The sequence below is a fragment of the Paracoccus sp. NIOT.M2S5SZ12 genome (genome assembly GCF_057748165.1).
This window is the reverse complement of record NZ_JBYLFR010000010.1, coordinates 62366-84042: the sequence shown is the minus strand read 5'-3', so window position 1 is coordinate 84042 and position 21677 is coordinate 62366. Positions and strand designations below refer to the sequence as shown.

The following is a 21677-nucleotide window of genomic DNA, read 5'->3' as shown; positions in this document are numbered from 1 at the left end:
AGACCCCTGATGCTTGACGACAAACCCCTTGTTTCCATTGAAAAGCTGCGGGTCGAGTTCGAAACCAACGACGGCGTCGTGGTGGGGGTCAAGGACGTCACCTTCGACATCAAGCCGGGGGAATGCGTCTGCGTCGTGGGCGAATCCGGATCGGGCAAATCGGTCAGCTCGCTATCGCTGATGCGGCTGGTGGAGTTCGGCGGCGGCACCATCGCGGGCGGCCGGCTGATGTTCGAGAAGGATGACGGCAAGGTCGTCGATCTGGCCAGCCAGGGCAGCGCCGCGATGCGCGACATCCGCGGCAACCAGATCGGCATGATCTTCCAGGAGCCGATGACCGCGCTGAACCCGGTCTTCACCGTGGGCGACCAGCTGATCGAGGGGCTGATCACCCATCGTGGCCTGAAGAAGGCCGAGGCCCGCGCCCGCGCGCTGGAGATCCTGCGCCAGGTCCGCATCCCGGAACCCGAACGCCGGCTGGACCAGTATCCGCACGAGCTGTCGGGCGGCATGCGCCAGCGCGTCGTCATCGCCATCGCCATGGCCTGCGAGCCGCGCCTGCTGATCTGCGACGAGCCGACGACCGCGCTGGACGTGACCATCCAGGCCGAGATCCTGGCCCTGATCGACCGGCTGAAGCGGGAAAAGAAGATTGCCGTTCTTTTCATCACCCATGACATGGCCGTGGTCGCGCAGATGGCAGATCGCGTCGTGGTCATGTATCGCGGCGACAAGGTCGAGGAGGGGCCGGTCGAGCAGATCTTCGAGAATCCGCGCGAGGATTACACCAAGATGCTGCTGGCCGCCGTGCCGCGCCTGGGCGAGATGACCGGCAAGGAGGCTCCCGAGCGCCTGCGCCTGATGCATGACGGCAGCCATGGCGCACCCGAGCCGATCATCGTGACCGACCCCAAGCCGCTGCTGACCGTCCGCAACCTGACCACGCGCTTCAAGGTCAAGGGCGGCGTCCTGCGCCGCACCGTCGCCCGCGTCCATGCGGTCGAGGATGTCAGCTTCACCATCAATGCCGGAGAGACCCTGTCGCTGGTGGGCGAATCGGGCTGCGGGAAATCGACCTGCGGCCGGTCGATCCTGCGCCTGGTCGAGCCCGAATCGGGCACGGTCGATCTGGGCGGGACCGACATCATCGGCCTGTCGCAGGGCGCGCTGCGCCGAGCGCGGCGCGACATGCAGATGATCTTCCAAGACCCCTTCGCCAGCCTCGATCCGCACATGAAGCTCTACGACCAGGTGGCCGAGCCGATGGAGAACTATGGCATCGGGTCGAAATCCGAACGCCAGGACCGCATCGCCGCCCTGTTCGACCGGGTGGAGCTGCCGCGCAGCTTCATGCGCCGCTATCCGCACGAGATGTCGGGCGGCCAGCGCCAGCGCATCGCCATCGCCCGCGCCCTGGCGCTGAACCCCAAGCTGATCATCGCCGACGAGGCCGTGTCGGCGCTGGACGTGTCGGTCCAGGCGCAGGTGCTGAACCTGCTGATGGAGCTGCAGCAGGATCTGGGCATCTCGATGCTGTTCATCAGCCATGACATGGCGGTGGTCGAACGCGTCAGCCACCATGTGGGCGTCATGTATCTGGGCCGCATCGTCGAGCTGGGCACCCGCCGCCAGGTCTTCGAGAACCCGCAGCACAGCTATACCCGCCAGCTGATGTCGGCCGTGCCGGTGGCCGATCCGCGCCAGAAGAAGATCAGCGAGGACCTGCGCTTCAAGCCGATCCCCTCGCCGATGCACCCGGTCGATTACGTCGCCAAGCCCTCGGTCTATCGCGAGGTGGCGCCGGGGCATCGGGTGCTGGTCGATCCCGTCACGCACGGCTGACCGTTTTTCAGGCAGCGTCACAAGGGGGGCCTCGGCCCCTCTTGCAGATCGTGCAGGAAATCGCCACGCTGCCGCCCGAAGGAGTGACCCAACCATGCCCGTCAAGAACCGCTTTGCCGAACTGCTGCCCGAAATCACCGCCTGGCGCCGCGATTTCCACGAACATCCCGAACTGCTGTACGATGTCCACCGCACCGCCGGCCGCGTGGCCGAGCTGCTGCGCGAATTCGGCTGCGACGAGGTGACCGAGGGTGTGGGCCGCACCGGCGTCGTGGGCGTCATCAAGGGCCGCACCGACAGCAAGGGCCGCGTCGTGGGCCTGCGCGCCGACATGGACGCGCTGCCGATCATCGAGCAGACGGGCGTCGAATACGCCTCCAAGACGCCGGGCAAGATGCATGCCTGCGGCCATGACGGCCACACCGCCATGCTCTTGGGCGCGGCCAAGTATCTGGCCGAGACGCGCAATTTCGACGGCACCGCCGTGGTCATCTTCCAGCCCGCCGAGGAGGGCGGCGCCGGGGGCGAGGCGATGGTGCTGGACGGGCTGGTGGACCGCTGGAAGATCGACGAGTTCTACGGCATGCACAACATGCCCGGCATGCCGGTGGGGCAGTTCTCGATCCGGCCCGGCGCGATGATGGCCGCGGCCGACCAGTTCGAGATCACCGTGACCGGCAAGGGCGGCCATGCCGCCAAGCCCCATGAATGCATCGACACCACCCTGACCGCGGCGCAGATCATCGTGGCCGTGCAGTCTGTCGTGGCGCGCAACATCGACCCGCTGAAGAACGCGGTCATCTCGGTCTGCGTGGTCTCGACGGATTCGACGGCGCATAACGTGATCCCGCAGGTGGTCAAGCTGAAGGGCACCGCCCGGAGCCTCGCCCCCGAGGTCCGCGACCAGCTGCAGGAGGGGATCACCCGCGTCGCCACCAACATCGCCGCCGCCATGGGCGCACGCGCGGAGGTGGACTATCAGCGCGGCTATCCGGTCACGATGAACGACCCGCAGGCGACGGAATGGGCCGCCGACGTGGCACGCGCCATCTCGGGCGGCGTGAACATGGACATGCAGCCGATGATGGGCGGCGAGGATTTCAGCTACATGCTGAACGAACGTCCCGGCGCCTATATCTGGGTCGGCAACGGCGACACGGCGATGGTCCATCACCCGGCCTACAACTTCAACGACGACGCGATCCCGGCGGGTTCCAGCTGGTATGCGGGCATGGTCGAGGCGCGGCTGCCGGCCGCCTGATGTCGCGGGCGGCCCCGCGCCGTCGCAAACGTGATTGCCCTTTGCGGGCAAAGCGTTGAAATGCCGGTGGCGTTCGCGCCATCGGCAATACGGGGACCCCAAGACATGATGACCTTCACCCTGCGCGTGACCTGCGCCTCGACCCGCGGCATCGTCGCGGCGATCTCGGGCGCGCTGGCGGATGCGGATTGCAACATCACCGACAGCGCCCAGTTCGACGATGTCGAGACGGGGCGGTTCTTCATGCGCGTCAGCTTCCGCTCCGAAGGGGCCGCAACGCTGGAGAGCCTGCGCGCTACCTTCGCGCCCATCGGGACCCGCTTCGGCATGGAGGTCGAGATCAGCGACGATTCGGTGAAGAAGAAGGTGCTGATCATGGTCAGCCGCTTCGGGCACTGCCTGAACGACCTGCTCTACCGCTGGCGCATCGGGGCGCTGCCCATCGACATCGTGGGCGTCGTGTCGAACCATCACGACTATCAGAAGGTCGTGGTGAACCACGACATCCCCTTCCACATGATCCGCGTGACCCCCGAGAACAAGGCCGAGGCCGAGGCCCGGCAGATGGAGATCATCGACCAGACCGGGGCGGAGCTGGTCGTTCTGGCGCGCTACATGCAGGTGCTGTCGGACCGGATGTGCCAGCAGATGTCGGGGCGGATCATCAACATCCACCATTCCTTCCTGCCCAGCTTCAAGGGCGCGAACCCCTACAAGCAGGCGTACGAACGGGGGGTGAAGCTGATCGGCGCGACCAGCCACTACGTCACCGCCGACCTGGACGAGGGCCCGATCATCGAGCAGGACACCGCCCGCGTGACCCATGCCCAATCCCCCGGCGATTACGTCTCCCTGGGGCGCGATGTCGAGGCGCAGGTGCTGGCCCGCGCGGTCCATGCGCATATCCACGGCCGGGTGTTCCTGAACAGGGCCAAGACGGTGGTCTTTCCGCCCTCTCCCGGCAGCTATGCCAGCGAGCGGATGGGCTGAGCGCTCACTCCTGCGCCAGGGCCGTCATCTCGGCCAGCAGGCGTTCGGTCACCTCATCGGCGAGGGGCGCGATGCGGTCGTGGACCGGGGTGCGGGCGCAGACCGCCCACCAGGCGCGATAGAACGGGAAAAAGGCCGGGCTGATGATCTGGCTGCGCGTGATCGGCATGACCGACAGGTTGCGCTGCCGCATCATCGCGGCGATCTCCTCTTCCTGCGCCGCGGTCAGGCGCAGGTGGAAGGGCTTGGGGATGTTGCCCGCGAAATGGATGATCGCAGCCGTTTCGTGCCCCGAGCCGCGGGGCAGGGTGAAGAACCGGAAGTTCCAGCGGTCATGGGCCTGGACGTAGTGGCTGCCATGCGTCAGCGAGAACAGGCCCTGATCGCCGAAATTCAGGCCCTGCGCCTGCGCCCATTCGCCGACCGCGACGTAATCCTGCATGCCGATGCCGTCCCGGCGTAGCTTGTCCAGGTTCAGCACGATCGCGCCGCTGTTCATCACCCCCCGCGAGATGCGCCAGATCGTCCTGGCGCTTGCCCCGCGGGCCTGGGCGCGGGAGGCGGGTCCCACGATCAGGGGCGGCGCCGACGGCACCTCCCGGCAGGCGACGATGTAGCGGCCCAGAAACGGGTGCCGCAGGAACGGCACCAGATCGCCCTGCACGATGATGTCCAGCGGATCGAGGAAGATCACCCGCGACAGCGACGCGGGCAGATGCTGATGGGCCGCCAGCCACAGGAAGCGCGCGCCATAGGGACGCCCGCCGATGCGGCTGAGATGCACGAAGGGGTCCTTGTCCGCGACCGGCAGCAGGTGCAGCGTCAGGTTGCCCAAGCCCTCGCAATAGGCGGCCAGCGCGTCCAGGACGGGCTGGGCGGTCGGCAGGTGCGGAAACCACAGATGGATGTCGTCGCGCGGATGGCTGTCGCTGAGCGAGCGCAGCATGACCTGCACCACGTCCAGGTTCGGCCCGGACACGGCCGTCATCACGTCCAGCCGGGCCGGCTGCCGGTTCGGGCCGTGCCTGAGGCGCAGGGCTGCGTCCATTCCGGCCGTCCAGCCGCGCGGCAGGCGGGAGTAGATCCGTTTGGCAAGAAGGTCGATCGGGGGAAGGGGCATGATGATCCGGAGATTGGCGCGCGGCGGCAGGACCACCATGGGGAACGTCCGGAACGCTGGCAAGCGCGCCCCGGACGTCGGTTCGGTCCTCAGGCGCCTATTGCGGGATCTGCGCGGTGATGCCTTCGACGTAGAAGTTCATCGACTGCAGGTCGGCATCGCTGGCGACCTCTCCCTCGGCCAGCCAGGGCGTGCCGTCGGCCTTGTTCAGCGGGCCGGTGAAGGGGTGGTACTCGCCCGCGCCGATCGCGTCGCGCAGGGCCTCGGCCTCGGCCTTGACCTCGGCGGGGACGGCCTCGGTGATCTCGCCGATCACGACCTCTCCGTCACCGATCCCGGCCCAGCTGGAGCCGCTTTCCCAGGTGCCGTCCAGCACCTGTCCGACACGCTTGATGTAGTAGGGCGACCATTCGTCGATGATCGACGCCACGCGGGGGCTGGGCGCGAAGGCCGCCATGTCGCTGGCCTGGCCAAAGCCGATCGCGCCGGCCTCCTGCGCCTTGGCCAAGGGCGCCGTCGAATCGGTGTGCTGCAGGATCACGTCGACGCCCTCGGCCAGCAGCGCGGATGCGGCCTCGGCTTCCTTCGCGGGGTCGAACCAGCTGTAGGCCCAGACCACGCGCATCTCCACGTCCGGGTTCACCTTGCGGGCGTGGATGAAGCTGGAGTTGATGCCCTGGATCACCTCGGGGATCGGGAAGGACCCGATATAGCCGATCTTGTTCGATTCCGTCATGCGGCCCGCGATGGTGCCGATGACCGCCCGGCCCTCGTAGAAGCGCGCGTCATAGGTCGCGACGTTCTCGGCGGTCTTGTAGCCGGTCGCATGCTCAAACTTCACGTCGGGGAACTTGGCCGCGACGTTCATCACCGGGTCCATGAAGCCGAAGCTGGTGGCGAAGATCAGCTCGTTGCCAGCCAGCGCCAGCTGGGTCAGGGCGCGCTCGGCATCGGCGCCTTCGGGGACGCTCTCGATGAAGGTCGTCTCGACCCGGTCGCCGTATTCGGCCTCGATCGCCTGACGGGCCAGGTCATGCTGATAGGTCCAGCCGCCGTCGCCCACGGGGCCCACATAGATGAAGCCGACCTTCAGCGGCTCATCCTGGGCCATGGCCGGGGCGGCCATCGCGGTCATCAGGGCGGCGGCCGTGGCCAGGAGATGTCTGCGGTTCATGGTATCCCTCTTGGTTGGAATGGCCGCGGTTCTACCGCAGCGCGTGGAAATTGGTCCCGAGCGAGCCGGGCGCACCCGTGCCCGCGCGGCGCGAGAACTTCTGCCGGGCCGAGATGGCGACCAGCACGATGATGGTCGCCAGATAGGGCGCCATCGACAAAAGCTGCACGGGCACCGCGACGCCCGCCGCCTGCAGGCGCAGCTGCAGGACGGTGACGCCCCCGAAGAGCCACGCCCCCGCCAGCACCCCCGGCGCGGTCCAGTTCGAGAAGACGACGATGGCCAGCGCGATCCAGCCCGCGCCCGCGGTCATCCCTTCGGTCCATTGCAGCACCGTCGCAATGGAGATGAAGGCCCCGCCGACACCCGCCATGGCGCCGCCGAAGGCGATCGCCGCCAGCCGGGTCAGGCGCACGTTGTAGCCCAGGGCATGGGCTGCGTCTTGGTTCTCGCCCACGGCGCGCAGGATCAGTCCGGGGCGGGCGCGGTTCAGGAACAGCCACAGGGCGGGCACCATCGCCAGGCCCAGCCAGACGATCCAGTTGACGCCCAGGGGTCCGCCCGGCATGGGCGGCGCCTTGACGCCCTCGAAGGGCTTGCCGAACATCGCGGCCAGGCCCAGTCCGAACAGCGTCAGCGCCAGCCCCGAGGCGACCTGGTTGGCCAGGAAGACCTGCGTCAGCGCCACGAAAAGGGCCGATATGGCGGCCCCCGCCAGGGCCGCGACCAGAAAGCCCAGGAACGGGTTGCCGCTGGCATAGGCCGCGGCGAAACCCGCCAGCGCGCCGGTGATCATCATCCCCTCCACGCCCAGGTTCAGCACGCCCGCGCGCTCCACGACCAGCTCGCCCAGGGCGGCGAACAGGATCGGCGTCGCGGCCGACAGCAGCAGGAGGAAGACGGACAGCGGGTCGATCATCATGCGCGCGCCCTCCGGCGGATCTGGAAGCGGGTCAGCAGATCGAAGCCCAGCAGGAAGAACAGGAGCATCCCCTGGAACACCTGCACGGTGGCGGCGGGCAGCGACATGGTCAGCTGCGCCAGCTCTCCGCCGATATAGGTCAGCGCCATCAGCAGCCCCGCCAGCAGGATGCCCACCGGATGCAGCCGTCCCAGGAAGGCCACGATGATCGCGGTGAAGCCGTAGCCCACGCCCACGCGGTCGGTGATCTGGCCCGCAGGGCCCGCGACCTCGAAGAGGCCCGCGGCACCCGCCAGCGCCCCCGACAGGCCCAGGCAGAAGGCCACCAGAACCTCGGGGCGCACACCCGCAAAGCGCGCGGCGCGGGGCGCGGTCCCGGCGGCGCGGATGTGAAAGCCGCGGATGTGGCGGCTCATCAGGAACCAGGTCGCCAGCACGGCGATGGCGGCGGCGACCACGCCCCAATGCGCGCCCGTGCCCGCGAGCAGTTCGGGGTTCGCGGCCGACGGATACTGCTGCAGGTTGCGCGATCCGGGAAAGCCCATGCCCTCGGGGTTGCGCATCGGGCCGAAGGCCATCCAGGCGGCGATCCGCTGCGCCACATAGACCAGCATCAGCGACACCAGGATCTCGGAAGCGCCGAACCAGTTCCTGAGCAAAGCGGGGATCATCCCCCAGGCCCAGCCCCCGGCCATGCCGGCCGCGACCATCAGCGGGAACAGCCACCACGCCTGCAGCGGATAGAAGGCCAGCGCGACGGCCGCGCCGGTGATCGCGCCGATGATGTACTGCCCCTCGGCGCCGATGTTCCAGATGCCGGCGCGAAAGCCCACGGCCAGCCCGCTGGCGATCAGGATCAGGGGCGCCGCCTTGACCAGCAGCTGCGGACGGGAATAGCCCGCGGCGGGACCGAACAGCGGGTCCCAGAAGATCGTACGGATCGCGGCGACCGGGTCGTGGCCCATCGCGCCGAACAGCAGCCCGCCCACGATCATCGTGGCCAGCACCGCCATCAGCGGGGTCAGGACCTGCCAATGCGGCGCGGGGGCGGTGCGGGGGACCAGCTGGATCATATCCGGGCCTCCTCCATGCCATGCGCGCCGCCCAGCATCAGGCCGATGCGGTCCAGCGTCAGCCCTTCGGTGGGCACGGGGGGCGACAGGCGGCCTTCGTTCAGCGCGCAGAAGCGGTCGGACAGTTCCAAGAGCTCATCCAGATCCTGAGAGATGACGATGACGCCCGCGCCCTGACGCGCGAGGTCCAGCAGCGACTGACGCACGGCGGCGGCGGCGCCCGCATCGACGCCCCAGGTGGGCTGGTTCACGACCAGCACGCGGGGGGCCTGCAGGACCTCGCGGCCGATGACGAACTTCTGCAGGTTGCCGCCCGACAGCGCGCGGGCCGCGACATGGGGGCCGGGGGTGCGGACGTCGAAATCCCTGATGACCGCCAGCGCGAAGTCGCGCGCGGCCCGGTGGTCGATCAGCCCGGAGCGGACCAGCCCCTTGCGGCTGCCCGCGGTCAGCAGCGTGTTGTCGGTCAGGCTGAAGTCGGGCACGGCGGCATGGCCAAGGCGGTCCTCGGGCGCGGCCAGCAGGCCGGCGCGGCGGCGGGGTTCGGGGCCGGTGGCCGACAGGTCCGCACCCTCCAGCGTGACGGTGCCCGGTGCGCTGCGATGCTCGCCCGACAGCGCCGCCAGCAGCTCCTCCTGGCCGTTGCCGGCGACGCCGCCGATGCCCAGGATCTCGCCGGCGCGCAGCGTCAGCGCGATGTCCTTCAGCGCGGTGCCCTCGGCACTGGGCGCGGGCTGGGACAGGGCGCGCACCTCCAGCAGGACCGCGCCCGCCTGCCGCCCCGACCGTTCGATGACGCGCATCTGCCCGCCGACCATCATCGCCGCCAGATCACGCGCGGAATGGGCGCGCGGATCGCAGCTGTCGACCACGCGGCCGTGGCGCAGGATCGTGGCGCGGTCGCAATGGCTGCGGATCTCGTCCAGCTTGTGGCTGATATAGAGGATGGCGGTCCCCTGTGCCGCCAGCTTGCGCAGGGTTGCGAACAGGAGTTCCGCCTCCTGCGGGGTCAGCACGCTGGTCGGCTCGTCCATGATCAGCAGGCGCGGGTCCTGCAGCAGGCAGCGGATGATCTCGACCCGCTGGCGTTCGCCCGCCGACAGGGTGACGATGCGCCGCGCGGGGTTCAGCGGCAGGCCGAAATCGTGGCTGACCTGCGTGATGCGCGCGCACAGTTCGCGCCGGGGGGGCGGGTTCTCCATCCCCAGGGCGATGTTCTCGGCGACCGTCAGCGCGTCGAACAGGCTGAAATGCTGGAACACCATCGCCACGCCCGCCGCCCGCGCGGCGCGCGGATCGGACGGCGTATGGGGCGCGCCCATCAGCGTCATGCGCCCGTCATCGGGGCGCACGAGGCCGTAGATCATCTTGACCAGGGTGGATTTGCCGGCGCCGTTCTCGCCCAGAAGGGCGTGGATCTCTCCGGGCATGACCTGGAACGAGACGTCGTCATTGGCGCGCACGCCGGGATAGGACTTGCCCAGACCCTCGGCACGGAACACGGGCATGTCGGTCAATTCTGTCCCCTTGGTCAAATCCTGTCCTGCTTAGACCGCAAATCCGGGCGCGCGCAATTGCGCTGTTCGGTCAGGCTGCGATACTGTCCCGATCATGGCCGCAAAATCTCCCCGATTCATCCATCTTCGCACACATTCCGAGCATTCCTTGCTGGAAGGTGCCATTCCCGTAGGCAAATTGCCAAGCCTTGCCTTGGATGCAGGCATGCCCGCCGTGGCGCTGACGGACACGAACAACATGTTCGCGGCGCTGGAATTCAGCGTGAAGGCGAGAGACAAGGGCATCCAGCCCATCGTCGGCTGCCAGGTCACGCTGGCGGCCGAGGCCACCGGGCCGGTGGTCCTGCTGGCGCAGAACCGCGACGGCTGGCTGAACCTGATGGCGCTGTCGTCGTGCCTCTATCTGCGCGAGGGGGGCGCGCTGCCGCATGTCACGCCGGAGGAGCTGTGCGCCCATGCCGACGGCCTGATCTGTCTGACGGGCGGGGCGACGGGTCCCTTGGGCCTGCTGATCGCGCAGGGGCAGGGGGCCAAGGCCGATGCGCTGGCCCTTCGGCTGGCCGAGGCCTTTCCCGGCAGGCTCTATGTCGAGCTGCAGCGCCATCCCGGCGAGAACGGCCAGCTGATGGCCGCCGAAGCCGCCTCCGAGGGCGGGCTGATCGATCTGGCCTATGCGCGCGACCTGCCGCTGGTGGCGACGAACGACGTCTATTTCCCCAAGCCCACGATGTACGAGGCGCATGACGCGCTGATCTGCATTGCCGAAAAGGCCTATGTCGACCAGTCGCAGCCCCGCCGCCGCCTGACGCCCGCGCACAGCTTCAAGTCGGCCGAGGAGATGGCGGTCCTGTTCGCCGACCTGCCCGAGGCGATCGAGAACACGGTCGAGATCGCCCGCCGCTGCGCCTTTGCCGTGGCCAAGCACGCGCCGATCCTGCCGCGCTTCGCCGACGACGAGGTGGCCGAGCTGCGCCGCCAGGCCCGCGAGGGGCTGGAGGCGCGGCTGAAGGTCATCCCCCATGCGGTCAGCGTCGAGGAATATCACGCGCGCCTGGACTTCGAGCTGGGCATCATCGAGCAGATGGGTTTTCCCGGCTATTTCCTGATCGTGGCCGATTTCATCGGCTGGGCCAAGGCGCAGGGCATCCCGGTCGGTCCGGGCCGCGGATCGGGGGCGGGATCGCTGGTCGCCTATGCGCTGACCATCACCGACCTGGACCCGCTGCGCTACAGCCTGCTGTTCGAGCGGTTCCTGAACCCCGAACGCGTCAGCATGCCCGATTTCGACATCGACTTCTGCATGGACCGCCGCGAGGAGGTCATCCGTTACGTCCAGGAGAAATACGGCAAGGACAAGGTCGGCCAGATCATCACCTTCGGCGCGCTGCTGTCCAAGGCCGCCGTGCGCGACGTGGGCCGCGTGCTGCAGCTGCCCTTCGGCCAGGTGGACCGCCTGTCCAAGATGATCCCGGTCGAGGGGGTCAAGCCCGTCAGCATCGCCCGCGCCCGCGCCGAGGAGCCGCGCCTGCGCGAGGCCGCGCGCGAGGAGGTGGTGGGCCGCCTGCTGGACTATGCCGAACAGCTGGAGGGGCTCTATCGCAACGCCTCGACCCATGCGGCGGGGGTGGTGATCGGGGACCGGCCGCTGGACCGGCTGGTGCCGCTCTATCGCGATCCGGCCTCCGACATGCCCGCGACGCAGTTCAACATGAAATGGGTCGAGCAGGCGGGGCTGGTCAAGTTCGACTTCCTGGGCCTGAAGACGCTGACCGTCATCCAGAACGCGGTCGACCTGATCAACGGGCAGGGCCGGCCGCTGCATGTCGCGGCGGACGGGCGCAGGCTTTACGACCCCACGCCGGGGACCGAGAACGACATCGCCCACATCCCGCTGGACGACAAGGCCAGCTACGACCTGTTCGCCAGCGCCCGCACCGTGGCGGTGTTCCAGGTCGAATCGTCGGGCATGATGGACGCGCTGCGCCGCATGAAGCCCACCTGCATCGAGGACATCGTGGCGCTGGTGGCCCTCTATCGTCCCGGCCCGATGGAGAACATCCCGACCTATTGCGAGGTCAAGAACGGCCTGCGCGACCTGGAATCGATCCACCCGACCATCGACCACATCTTGGCCGAGACGCAGGGCATCATCGTCTATCAGGAACAGGTGATGCAGATCGCGCAGGTCATGGCGGGGTATTCGCTTGGCGGTGCCGACCTGCTGCGCCGCGCCATGGGCAAGAAGATCGCGGCCGAGATGGCCAAGGAACGGCCCAAGTTCGTGCAGGGCGCGGTCGCCAACGGCGTGCCCGAGAAGAAGGCCGGAGAGGTCTTCGACCTGCTGGAGAAGTTCGCCAATTACGGCTTCAACAAGTCGCATGCGGCGGCCTATGCCGTGGTCAGCTATCAGACCGCCTGGCTGAAGGCGAACCACCCGGTCGAATTCATGGCCGCGGTGATGAACTGCGACATCCACCTGACCGACAAGCTGGCCGTCTACAAACGTGAATGCGATCGGATGGGGATCGAGATCGTGCCGCCCTGCGTCAACCGCTCGGCGCCGACCTTCACCGTGGGGCCGGGGCGCATCTTCTATGCGCTGGGCGCGCTGAAGGGCGTGGGTCTGGACGCGATGCGGCTGATCCATGAGGCGCGGGGCGACACGCTCTTCCGCGACATCCACGACATGGCGCGGCGCACCGACATGAAGCGCGTGGGCAAGCGCCCGCTGGAGATGCTGGCCCGCGCGGGCGCCTTCGACGGGCTGGACGACAACCGCGCGCGGGTGCTGAAGTCGTTGGACGGGCTGGTCGCGTGGTCGGCGGCGGTGCAGGACCAGGCGGCCTCCAGCCAAACCTCGCTGTTCGGGGGCGGAGAGGACCTGCCGCCGCCGCGCGCGCCCCTGTCGGGCATCTGGCTGCCCACCGAGAAGCTGGGCGAGGAGCACAAGGCGGTGGGCTTCTACCTGTCCGGCCATCCGCTGGACGATTATCAGGCCGCGCTGAAGCGCAAGAAGGTGATGACCCTGGCCGAGATCGGCCAGGACGCGCTGAACGGCCCGATGGTCGCGCAGATCGCCGGCACCGTCGCCGCCCGGATGGAGCGCAAGTCGGCCAAGGGCACGCAATACGCCTTCGTCAGCCTGTCGGACCCCACGGGGCTTTACGAGGTCACGGTGTTCTCGGACCTGCTGAACGCCAGCCGCGACCGGCTGGAGCCGGGGCAGAACGTGGTGCTGCAGGTCAAGGTCGAGCCGTTCGGCGACCAGGTCAAGATGCTGGCCAATTCCGTGGCCGCGCTGGAGGAGTTCGTGGCCGATGCCGGGGCGGGCTGTCTGGCGGTGCAGATCCAGGGCGCCGACACCATCCCGCGCCTGGCCGAGGTGCTGACCCGCATCACGACCGAGATCGTGGCCCCCGCCCGCGCCCGCGGCCCGATCCGCCTGCGCATCACCGAGGGCAGCGAGGTCATCGAGATCGAGATCGCCAATGACGCGCCCCTGACCACGCCCGCCCGCCAGGCGCTGCGGGCGGTGCCGGGGGTTCTGGACGTGCTGGAGGAGTGACGCCGGCACTGGCCGATGTTCGCGCTTCGTGCTAGCACGGGAAAAAAAGAGGGCAGCATGAAGGTCTTGGGCATCGATCCCGGTCTGCGGAACATGGGCTGGGGGGTGATCCTGGTGGATGGCCCGCGCATCCGCCACATCGCCAACGGCACGATCCATTCGGACGGCACGCAGGATCTGGGGTCGCGGCTGTCGGTGCTGTTCCGCGGCCTCTGCGCGGTGATCGCGGCTCATGCGCCCGACGAGGCCGCGGTCGAGCAGACCTTTGTCAACAAGGACGCGACCGGCACGCTGAAGCTGGGCCAGGCGCGCGGCGTGGCGCTGCTGGCCCCGGCCGAGGCGGGGATCTCGGTCGGCGAATACGCCCCGAACGCGGTCAAGAAGACCGTCGTCGGCGTGGGCCACGCGGGCAAGGAGCAGGTCCAGCACATGGTGCGCGTCCAGCTGCCCGGCGTGCAGTTCGAGAGCCCGGATGCGGCGGATGCGCTGGCCATCGCCATCTGCCACGCGCGCCACCTGCAGGGGCGCAGCCTGCGCATGGCGGGCGGCGGACGGGGGGCGGCATGATCGGGCGGATCGCGGGGATCATCCTGCACCGGGCGCGCGATCATGTGCTGATCGACGTGCGGGGCGTGGGCTACATCGTGCATGTGAGCGAGCGGACCGCGGCGGGCCTGCCGCCGGTCGGGCAGGCGGCGGCGCTTTATACCGAGCTGGTGGTGCGGGAGGACCTGCTGCAGCTGTTCGGCTTTCCGACCATGCTGGACAAGGAGTGGCACCGGCTGCTGACCTCGGTCCAGGGGGTGGGGGCCAAGGTGTCGCTGGCGATCCTGAGCACGCTTGGCCCCGAGGGGCTGGGACGCGCGATCGCGCTTGGCGACTGGTCCTCGGTCAGGAAGGCCAACGGGGTGGGGCCGAAGCTCGCGCAGCGGATCGTGCTGGAGCTGAAGGACAAGGCGCCGTCGGTCATGACCCTGGGCGGCGCGCTGACCATCGATGCGGGGGACGTGGCCGCGGGCGGTGGAGCGGACGGGCCGGGGATCGACCCCGGCCCGTCCGCGGCCCCGGCGCCGGGCGCCGCGGCCCGCCCCCCCTCGGGCGCCGCGCTGTCGGGTCAGGCGATGGCGGATGCGCTGTCGGCGCTGACCAATCTGGGCTATGCTCCCTCCGAGGCGGCCGGGGCCGTGGCCGAGGCGCAGGCGCGTGAGCCCGAGGCGGCGATGCCCGCGCTGATCCGCGCGGCGCTGCGCCTTCTGGCGCCCAAGGACTGAACCGGAGGACGGGTGATGGCGGGAAACCTCAAGGTCTTCGTGCTGATGGCGGCGCTGACGGCGCTGGTCATGGGCCTGGGCTGGATGCTGGGCGGATCGGGCGGTGCGCTGATCGCGCTGATGATCGCGGGGGGGATGAACCTCTTCAGCTACTGGAACAGCGACAAGATGGTCCTGCGTCAGCAGGGCGCGATCCAGCTGTCGCCCAGCCAGGGGGGCGATCTCTTCGCGATGACCGCGCGTCTGGCGGAGCGGGCGGGCCTGCCGATGCCCAAGCTGTACCTGTTGCCCACGGAACAGCCCAACGCCTTCGCCACCGGCCGCAATCCGCAGAACGCCGCCGTGGCGGTCACGCAGGGCCTGCTGAACCACCTGTCGGCCGACGAGATCGAGGGCGTGATCGCCCATGAGCTGGCCCATATCCAGCATCGCGACACGCTGACCATGACCATCACCGCGACCATGGCGGGCGCCATAGCCATGATGGGCAACATGATGCTGTTTGCGGGCAATCGCGAAGGGCGGGGCGGGCCGTTGGGCGGCATCCTGGCGATGATCCTGGCGCCCCTGGCCGCGATGATGGTGCAGATGGCGATCTCTCGCGCGCGCGAATACGAGGCCGACGCGACCGGCGCGCGCATCTGCGGCAAGCCGCGGGCGCTGGCATCCGCCCTGGCGCGGATCAGCCAGGCGGCGGGGCGCAGCGTCAACCTGCCGGCGGAGCGCAACCCGGCCTCGGCGGCCATGTTCATCGTCAACCCGCTGCACGCCCTGCGCGCCGATCGCCTGTTCACGACCCACCCGCCGACCGAGGAGCGCATCGCCCGGCTGATGGCCATGACGCCCGCCGAGACCCCGACCGCCCCGAGCCGCATCCCGCGCAGCGGCGGCCCCCGCGCCCCCTGGGGCCGCGGATGAGCGCGCCCGACCCCGATCTGCGCCCCGAAAAGCTGGAGAGCGATGTCGAGGACCGCGCCCTGCGTCCGCAGAACCTGTCCGAATTCGTCGGCCAGGCCGAGGCCCGCGCCAACCTGAAGGTCTTCATCGAGAGCGCGCGGATGCGCGGCAAGGCGATGGACCACACCCTGTTCTTCGGCCCCCCGGGCCTGGGCAAGACCACGCTGGCGCAGATCATGGCGCGCGAACTGGGCGTGAACTTCCGCATGACCTCGGGGCCGGTCATCGCGCGGGCAGGGGACCTGGCCGCGATTCTGACCAATCTGGAGGCGCGCGACGTCCTGTTCATCGACGAAATCCACCGCATGAACCCGGCGGTCGAGGAGGTCCTGTACCCCGCGATGGAGGATTTCGAGCTGGACCTGGTCATCGGCGAGGGGCCTGCGGCGCGCACCGTGCGCATCGAATTGCAGCCCTTCACGCTGGTGGGCGCCACGACGCGGCTTGGCCTGCTGACCACGCCGCTGCGCGACCGTTTCGGCATTCCCACGCGGCTGCAGTTCTACGAGATCGCCGAGTTGGACCTGATCGTGCAGCGCGGCGCGCGGCTGATGGGGATCAGCGCCGACCCCGAGGGCACGATGGAGATCGCGCGGCGCGCGCGCGGCACGCCGCGCATCGCGGGACGGCTGCTGCGCCGGGTGGTGGATTTCGCGCTGGTCGAGGGCAACGGCCGCCTGACCCGCGAGATCGCCGATCTGGCCCTGACGCGGCTTGGCGTGGACGATCTGGGCCTGGACGGGGCGGACCGGCGCTATCTGACGCTGATGGCGCAGCATTACGGCGGCGGACCTGTGGGGGTCGAGACCCTGTCGGCCGCCCTCTCCGAAAGCCGCGACGCCATCGAGGAGGTGATCGAGCCCTATCTGCTGCAGCAGGGGCTGATCGCCCGCACCCCGCGCGGGCGGATGCTGACCCAGGGCGCCTGGCGCCATCTGGGGCTGGAGGCGCCCCAGACCCCCGGCCAGCAGAGCCTGTTCGACGTCTGACCCATCGGAGCCCAAGCGTGACCCACAGCCTGACCCTGCGCGTCTATTACGAGGATACCGACCTGGCCGGGATCGTCTATTACGCGAACTACCTGCGCTTCATCGAGCGGGCGCGCAGCGAATGGCTGCGCGATCTGGGCATCGACCAGGTCGCCCTGAAGGCGCAGGGCCGCGTCTTTGCCGTGCGCCGGGTCGAGGCGGACTATCTGCGCCCCGCCCGCTTCGACGACCTGCTGGAGGTGCGCACCGATCTGGCCCATGCGGGGCCCGCGCGCGTGGTCGTCGATCAGCGGGTGCTGCGCGGCGACACGGTGCTGTTCACCGCGCGGGTCACGGTGGCCTGCCTGGACGACCAAGGCCGGCCCGTGCGCCTGCCCGCGGATCTGGCCCGCGCGCTGGCGGCGCCGGGCGGCCAGGCGGGGCTTGCATCTGTGGCGCTTGCGGCGCAAAGGCTGCGCGTTATGGAAAATTGACGCCATTGTGTTGCCGCGGGGGCTGAAACCCGTGGCAATTACAGGCTAACAGGCCGCAACGCCGGATTGCCCGACGCAATCGCGGCCCCCGAAGATGAGGCAGTGAAGATGGAATCCATTCAGGCCGCCGAGGCCATCGACTTTTCGGCCGTGGCGCTGTTCTGGCGCTCGTCGCTGACGGTGCAGGTGGTGATGGTCATGCTGATCGTCGCGTCCTTCTGGGCCTGGGCGATCATCGTGCAGAAATTCCTGGTCTTCGCGCAGGCCCGCGCCGAGGCCGCGAAGTTCGACCGCGCCTTCTGGTCCGGAGAGCCGCTGGATGACCTCTACGACCGGCTCGGCGACCGCCCCAAGGGCGCGTCCGAACGCATCTTCGCCGCCGGCATGATCGAGTGGCGCCGCAGCCACCGCGACGACGGGGCGCTGATTCCCGGCGGCATCAGCCGCATCGACCGCGCGATGAACGTCGCCATCCAGCGCGAGGAGCAGCGCCTGTTCCGCGGCCTGTCCTTCTTGGCGACGGTGGGCTCGACCGCGCCCTTCATCGGCCTCTTCGGCACCGTCTGGGGCATCAAGACCGCCTTCGAGGGTATCGCCCTGACCCAGGACACCAGCCTCGCGGTCGTGGCGCCGGGCATCGCAGAGGCGCTTCTGGCGACCGCCCTGGGCCTGGTCGCGGCCATCCCGGCGGTGGTGTTCTACAACAAGCTGTCGGGCGACGCCGAGCGCATCACCGGCGGGTGGGAGGCATTCTCGGACGAGTTCTCGACGCTGCTGTCGCGCCAGATGGACGAGGCCTGAGATGGCGTCCGGGGTCGTCAAGCGGGTGCGCAGCAAGGGGCGTCGGCGCAACATGCCGATGTCCGAGATCAACGTCACGCCCTTCGTGGACGTGATGCTGGTGCTCCTCGTGATCTTCATGGTCTCGGCGCCGCTGATGACGGCGGGCGTCCCGCTGAACCTGCCCCAGACCGCCGCCGACGCCGTCCCGACCGAGCAGGAGGAGCCGCTGACCATCTCGGTGCCCGCCGAGGGCGACCTTCTGGTCATGGACCAGCCCGTCGCGGACGATCAGGTCGTGGCGGCGCTGCGCGCGCTGCTGGCCGAACGCCAGTCGGGCCGCGTGTTCCTGCGCGCCGACGGCGCCATCCCCTATGCCCGCGTGGTCCAGATCATGGGCGCGCTGAACGCCGCGGGCATCACCGACATCGTGCTGGTCACCGAGACCGGCGGGCCGCGGATGGACGGCTAGGACCATGGCGGAACGCGAAGGGCGCATCGGTTACTGGGTCTCGGGGGTGGCGCATGGATCGCTGATCCTCTGGGCCATCCTGGGCGGCGCGCTGTTCCGGCCGCAGCCCAGCCCGGTCGTGCGCACGACCCAGGTCTCGACCATCAGCGGGGCCGAGTTCGAGGCGCTGGCCGCCGCCGCGCGCGGCGCGGGGCCGGTCGGGGCGGATGCGACCGCGGTGGCCGACCTTGCCCAACCGGAGGCCCCGTCCGAGGATGGGGCCGCACGCCCGGTCCCGGCGATGCCGCCGCAATCGGCCGGGGCCGAGGGGCTGGCCGCGCCGGACGCGGCCGAATCCGTGCCGGACCTCTCCGACTTCGCCCCCGCCGCGCCGGTGGACGTGGCCAGCGACCTGCCCGAACCCGCGCCCAGCCAGACCGAGAGCGCCGAGGTCGCGCCGCAGCGCCCGGACACGCCGCCCGCCCCGGTGGCCGAGGCGCAGCCCGCGCCGCCCGCCCTGTCCACCCCGGACGCGCCGGCGGTGCCTGTGGCGCCGCGATCGGCGCTGGCGCTGGATGCCTCGCGCCGCCCGCAGGACCGCCCCACGGGTCTGGTCGAAGCCTTCAATCGCCGCGCCGCCGAAGCGGAGGCGCAGCGCCAGGCCGTGCTGGCGGCCCAACGTGAGGCCGCCGCAGAGGCAGAACGCCAAGCTGCCGCCGAGGCCGCTGCCAGCGCCGAGCGCCAAGCCGCTGCAGAGGCTGCCGCCGAAGACGAGCGCCAAGCCGCTGCAGAGGCTGCTGCCGAAGCCGAGCGCCAAGCCGCTGCGGAGGCCGCCGCCGAGGCCGAGCGCCAAGCTGCCGCGGATGCCGCCGCCGAGGCCGAGCGCCAGGCCGCCGCGGAGGCTGCCGCCGAAGCCGAGCGCCAGGCCGCCGCGGAGGCTGCGGGCGAGGCCGAGCGCCAAGCTGCCGCGGAGGCCGCCGCCGAGGCCGAGCGTCAGGCCGCCGCGGAGGCTGCCGCCGAGGCCGAGCGCCAGGCCGCTGCGGAGGCTGCTGCCGAAGCCGAGCGCCAGGCCGCCGCGGAGGCTGCTGCCGAGGCCGAGCGCCAGGCCGCTGCGGAGGCTGCTGCAGAAGCCGAGCGTCAGGCCGCCGCGGAAGCCGCCGCCGAAGCCGAGCGCCAGGCCGCTGCGGAGGCTGCCGCCGAAGCGGAGCGTCAGGCCGCCGCCGACCGGCAGGCCCTGGAGGATGCGCTGCGCGATGCGCAGGCCGGGGCGGGGGGGCAGGACAGCGCCTCGGGCGCCGACGCGATCGGCGGCCAGACCCAGAGCATCGAGGGCGGCAGCGGCGCGTCGGCCGGGCTGGACCCGCTGGCGGCCGCGCTGGCCGGGGCGATGGCCGGGACCGGCGCGCCCGCCGACCCGGCGAACGATCCGTCGGGGCCGCCGGCCGACATGATGCGGCTGACGCCTTCGCCCATCAGCCCCATCGAGGCGACCCCGCTGCCCGATCCCGCCGCGGGCCTGCCCATGGGCGATCCGCTGACCCTGTCCGAAAAGGACGGGCTGCGCTTCGCGATCCAGAACTGCTGGAATGTCGGGGCGCTGTCGGTCGAGGCGCAGCAGATGACCGTCTCCGTGGGTTTCACCCTGTCGCCCGACGGGGTGCCCGACCAGGACAGCCTGCGCTTGGCCGGCTATCGCGGCGGCAGCGAGGGCGCGGCCCAGCAGGGCTTCGAGGTCGCACGCCGCGCCATCCTGATGTGCGGGCGCCCAGGCTTTGATCTGCCGGCCTCCAAATACGGGCGCTGGCGCGATGTCGTGGTCGACTTCCGTCCCGACGGGGTCGCCTTCGAATGACCAGCCAGCGGTCGGACCACCTTCCGCTTTCCGCCGACAAAAGGTAGTGATGACGCCATGTTCCGCCGACTGATCCTTGCCCCCGCCCTGGCGCCCGCGCTGGCGCTTGCCGCAGCCATCCTGCCGGCCGGTCCGCTGATGGCCCAGAACGGCCCCCTGCGCATCGAGATCACCGATGGCGTGATCGAGCCGATGTCGATCGCCATCCCGGCGTTCCACGGCGATGCCGAGATCGCGGCGCGGGTGCGGCAGGTGGTGGCGGACGACCTGACCGGGACGGGCCTCTTCCGCGAGATCCCCGCGGCCGAGCATCGCGCCCGCCCCGCCAGCTTTGCCGAGGCGGTCAGCTATGAGGACTGGCGCGCCATCGACGCGCAGGCGCTGGTCTCGGCCGAGGTGCGCCAGATGGGCGAGAGCATCAGCGTGCGGTTCCGGCTGTTCGACGTCGTCTCGGGCCAGCCGCAGGGCGACGGGATGCAGTTCGACGCCCGCGCCGCCGACTGGCGCCGCGCCGCCCACAAGATCGCCGATCAGATCTATGCCCGGCTGACCGGCGAGCGGCCCTATTTCGACAGCCGCGTGGCCTTCGTGCAGGAGACCGGCCCGAAAAGCGCGCGCATCAAGCGCATCGGGGTGATGGATTACGACGGCGCGAACATCCTGTGGATGACCGACAGCTCGTCTCTGGTGCTGGCGCCGAAGTTCTCGCCCGATGGGCGGCGGCTGCTGTTCACCAGCTATGACAGCGGCTTTCCCCAGATCCAGCTGATGGACGTGGCGACCGTCAGCGCCCGGCCGCTGACCACCGATCCGAACGCGATGGCCTTCGCCCCCGCCTTCAGCCCGGACGGCCGCTTCGTCGCCTATTCCCGCGAGCAGGGCGGCAACACCGACATCTGGCTGATGGACGTGACCACCGGGGCGCAGCGCGCGCTGACCAACTCGCCCGCCATCGACACCTCGCCGGGCTTCAGTCCGGACGGGCAGCGCATCGTCTTCGAGAGCGACCGTTCCGGCACGCCGCAGCTCTACATCATGGGTCTGGACGGGGCCGAGCCGACGCGCATCAGTTTCGGCGAGGGCCGCTACGGCACGCCCACCTGGTCGCCCAAGGGCGACCTGATCGCCTTCACCAAGCAGATCGGCGAGCGGTTCCACATCGCCACCATGCGCACCGACGGCTCGGGAGAGCGGATGCTGACCGAGTCCTTCCTGGACGAGGGCCCGACCTGGGCGCCGAACGGGCGCGTGGTGATGTTCACGCGCGCCACTCCGGGCGGAAACGGACAGCCGCGTCTGCATTCGGTGGACATCACAGGGCGCAACATGCGACCGATGTCCCTGGACTTCGCCGCATCGGACCCGTCCTGGGGGCCGCTGCTGCCCTGAGGCCCGCCCCGCCGCCGGAAGCCGCCGCCCCAAGCCGTCGCCAAGAGGATC

General features: G+C 69.8%; 18 protein-coding genes. 13 read left to right on the top strand and 5 right to left on the bottom strand.

Features of this window, described 5'->3' with window-relative positions; translation table 11 throughout:
- Positions 1-9 precede the first annotated feature (9 nt).
- The 3 genes from AC2SGK_RS10975 (at position 10) to purU (ending at position 4093) form a co-directional block, all read left to right on the top strand.
- The gene (locus tag AC2SGK_RS10975; RefSeq protein WP_488323581.1) at positions 10-1842 is read left to right on the top strand and encodes an ABC transporter ATP-binding protein; all 1833 of its coding nucleotides are present in this window, start codon (positions 10-12) and stop codon (positions 1840-1842) included.
- Positions 1843-1936: 94 nt separating this feature from the next.
- A complete protein-coding gene (locus AC2SGK_RS10970; RefSeq protein WP_488323580.1) occupies positions 1937-3103 on the top strand; it encodes a M20 aminoacylase family protein in 1167 nt (388 codons plus the stop codon).
- A 105-nt stretch (positions 3104-3208) separates the two neighbouring features.
- A complete protein-coding gene (gene purU, locus AC2SGK_RS10965) occupies positions 3209-4093 on the top strand; it encodes a formyltetrahydrofolate deformylase (RefSeq protein ID WP_488323579.1) in 885 nt (294 codons plus the stop codon).
- Between the two features lie 4 nt (positions 4094-4097).
- On the opposite strand, the gene AC2SGK_RS10960 is transcribed toward purU, so the two are convergent.
- The 5 genes from AC2SGK_RS10960 to AC2SGK_RS10940 form a co-directional block, all read right to left on the bottom strand.
- Positions 4098-5213 (bottom strand): glycosyltransferase, encoded by a 1116-nt coding sequence (locus tag AC2SGK_RS10960; RefSeq protein ID WP_488323578.1) that lies wholly within the window; start codon positions 5211-5213, stop codon positions 4098-4100.
- A 97-nt stretch (positions 5214-5310) separates the two neighbouring features.
- The gene (locus tag AC2SGK_RS10955) at positions 5311-6387 is read right to left on the bottom strand and encodes a BMP family ABC transporter substrate-binding protein (RefSeq protein ID WP_488323577.1); all 1077 of its coding nucleotides are present in this window, start codon (positions 6385-6387) and stop codon (positions 5311-5313) included.
- 31 nt (positions 6388-6418) lie between these two features.
- On the bottom strand, positions 6419-7309 hold the full coding sequence (locus tag AC2SGK_RS10950; protein WP_488323576.1) for an ABC transporter permease: 891 nt from the start codon (positions 7307-7309) through the stop codon (positions 6419-6421).
- The gene (locus tag AC2SGK_RS10945; protein ID WP_488323575.1) at positions 7306-8382 is read right to left on the bottom strand and encodes an ABC transporter permease; all 1077 of its coding nucleotides are present in this window, start codon (positions 8380-8382) and stop codon (positions 7306-7308) included. Before AC2SGK_RS10945 ends, AC2SGK_RS10950 begins: the two co-directional genes overlap by 4 nt.
- Positions 8379-9890 (bottom strand): ABC transporter ATP-binding protein, encoded by a 1512-nt coding sequence (locus AC2SGK_RS10940; protein WP_488323643.1) that lies wholly within the window; start codon positions 9888-9890, stop codon positions 8379-8381. Before AC2SGK_RS10940 ends, AC2SGK_RS10945 begins: the two co-directional genes overlap by 4 nt.
- Before the next feature lie 103 nt (positions 9891-9993).
- Between AC2SGK_RS10940 and dnaE the strand changes: the two genes are divergently transcribed.
- From dnaE to tolB, 10 genes are all read left to right on the top strand, one after another.
- On the top strand, positions 9994-13464 hold the full coding sequence (gene dnaE / locus AC2SGK_RS10935; RefSeq protein WP_488323574.1) for a DNA polymerase III subunit alpha: 3471 nt from the start codon (positions 9994-9996) through the stop codon (positions 13462-13464).
- A gap of 57 nt (positions 13465-13521) precedes the next feature.
- Positions 13522-14031: a crossover junction endodeoxyribonuclease RuvC gene (gene ruvC / locus AC2SGK_RS10930; RefSeq protein ID WP_488323573.1), complete on the top strand. Its 510-nt coding sequence runs from the start codon at positions 13522-13524 to the stop codon at positions 14029-14031.
- Positions 14028-14735 carry a Holliday junction branch migration protein RuvA gene (gene ruvA, locus AC2SGK_RS10925; RefSeq protein WP_488323572.1) on the top strand — a complete coding sequence of 236 codons (708 nt, stop codon included), beginning with the start codon at positions 14028-14030 and terminating at the stop codon, positions 14733-14735. Before ruvC ends, ruvA begins: the two co-directional genes overlap by 4 nt.
- Positions 14736-14750: 15 nt before the next feature.
- Complete coding sequence (gene htpX, locus AC2SGK_RS10920; RefSeq protein ID WP_488323571.1) at positions 14751-15653, top strand: zinc metalloprotease HtpX; 903 nt, start codon at positions 14751-14753, stop codon at positions 15651-15653.
- Positions 15650-16681, top strand: coding sequence for a Holliday junction branch migration DNA helicase RuvB (gene ruvB, locus AC2SGK_RS10915; RefSeq protein WP_488323570.1), 1032 nt, complete (start codon positions 15650-15652; stop codon positions 16679-16681). Before htpX ends, ruvB begins: the two co-directional genes overlap by 4 nt.
- A 17-nt stretch (positions 16682-16698) precedes the next feature.
- Positions 16699-17154 (top strand): tol-pal system-associated acyl-CoA thioesterase, encoded by a 456-nt coding sequence (ybgC, locus tag AC2SGK_RS10910; RefSeq protein WP_488323569.1) that lies wholly within the window; start codon positions 16699-16701, stop codon positions 17152-17154.
- A gap of 108 nt (positions 17155-17262) precedes the next feature.
- Entirely contained in the window at positions 17263-17955 is a 693-nt protein-coding gene (gene tolQ / locus AC2SGK_RS10905) for a protein TolQ (RefSeq protein ID WP_488323568.1), read from the top strand.
- A gap of 1 nt (position 17956) precedes the next feature.
- Entirely contained in the window at positions 17957-18406 is a 450-nt protein-coding gene (locus AC2SGK_RS10900; protein WP_411837486.1) for an ExbD/TolR family protein, read from the top strand.
- A gap of 4 nt (positions 18407-18410) precedes the next feature.
- Positions 18411-20237: a protein TolA gene (locus tag AC2SGK_RS10895; RefSeq protein ID WP_488323567.1), complete on the top strand. Its 1827-nt coding sequence runs from the start codon at positions 18411-18413 to the stop codon at positions 20235-20237.
- Positions 20238-20306: 69 nt separating this feature from the next.
- The gene (gene tolB / locus AC2SGK_RS10890) at positions 20307-21626 is read left to right on the top strand and encodes a Tol-Pal system beta propeller repeat protein TolB (protein ID WP_488323642.1); all 1320 of its coding nucleotides are present in this window, start codon (positions 20307-20309) and stop codon (positions 21624-21626) included.
- Positions 21627-21677 lie beyond the last annotated feature (51 nt).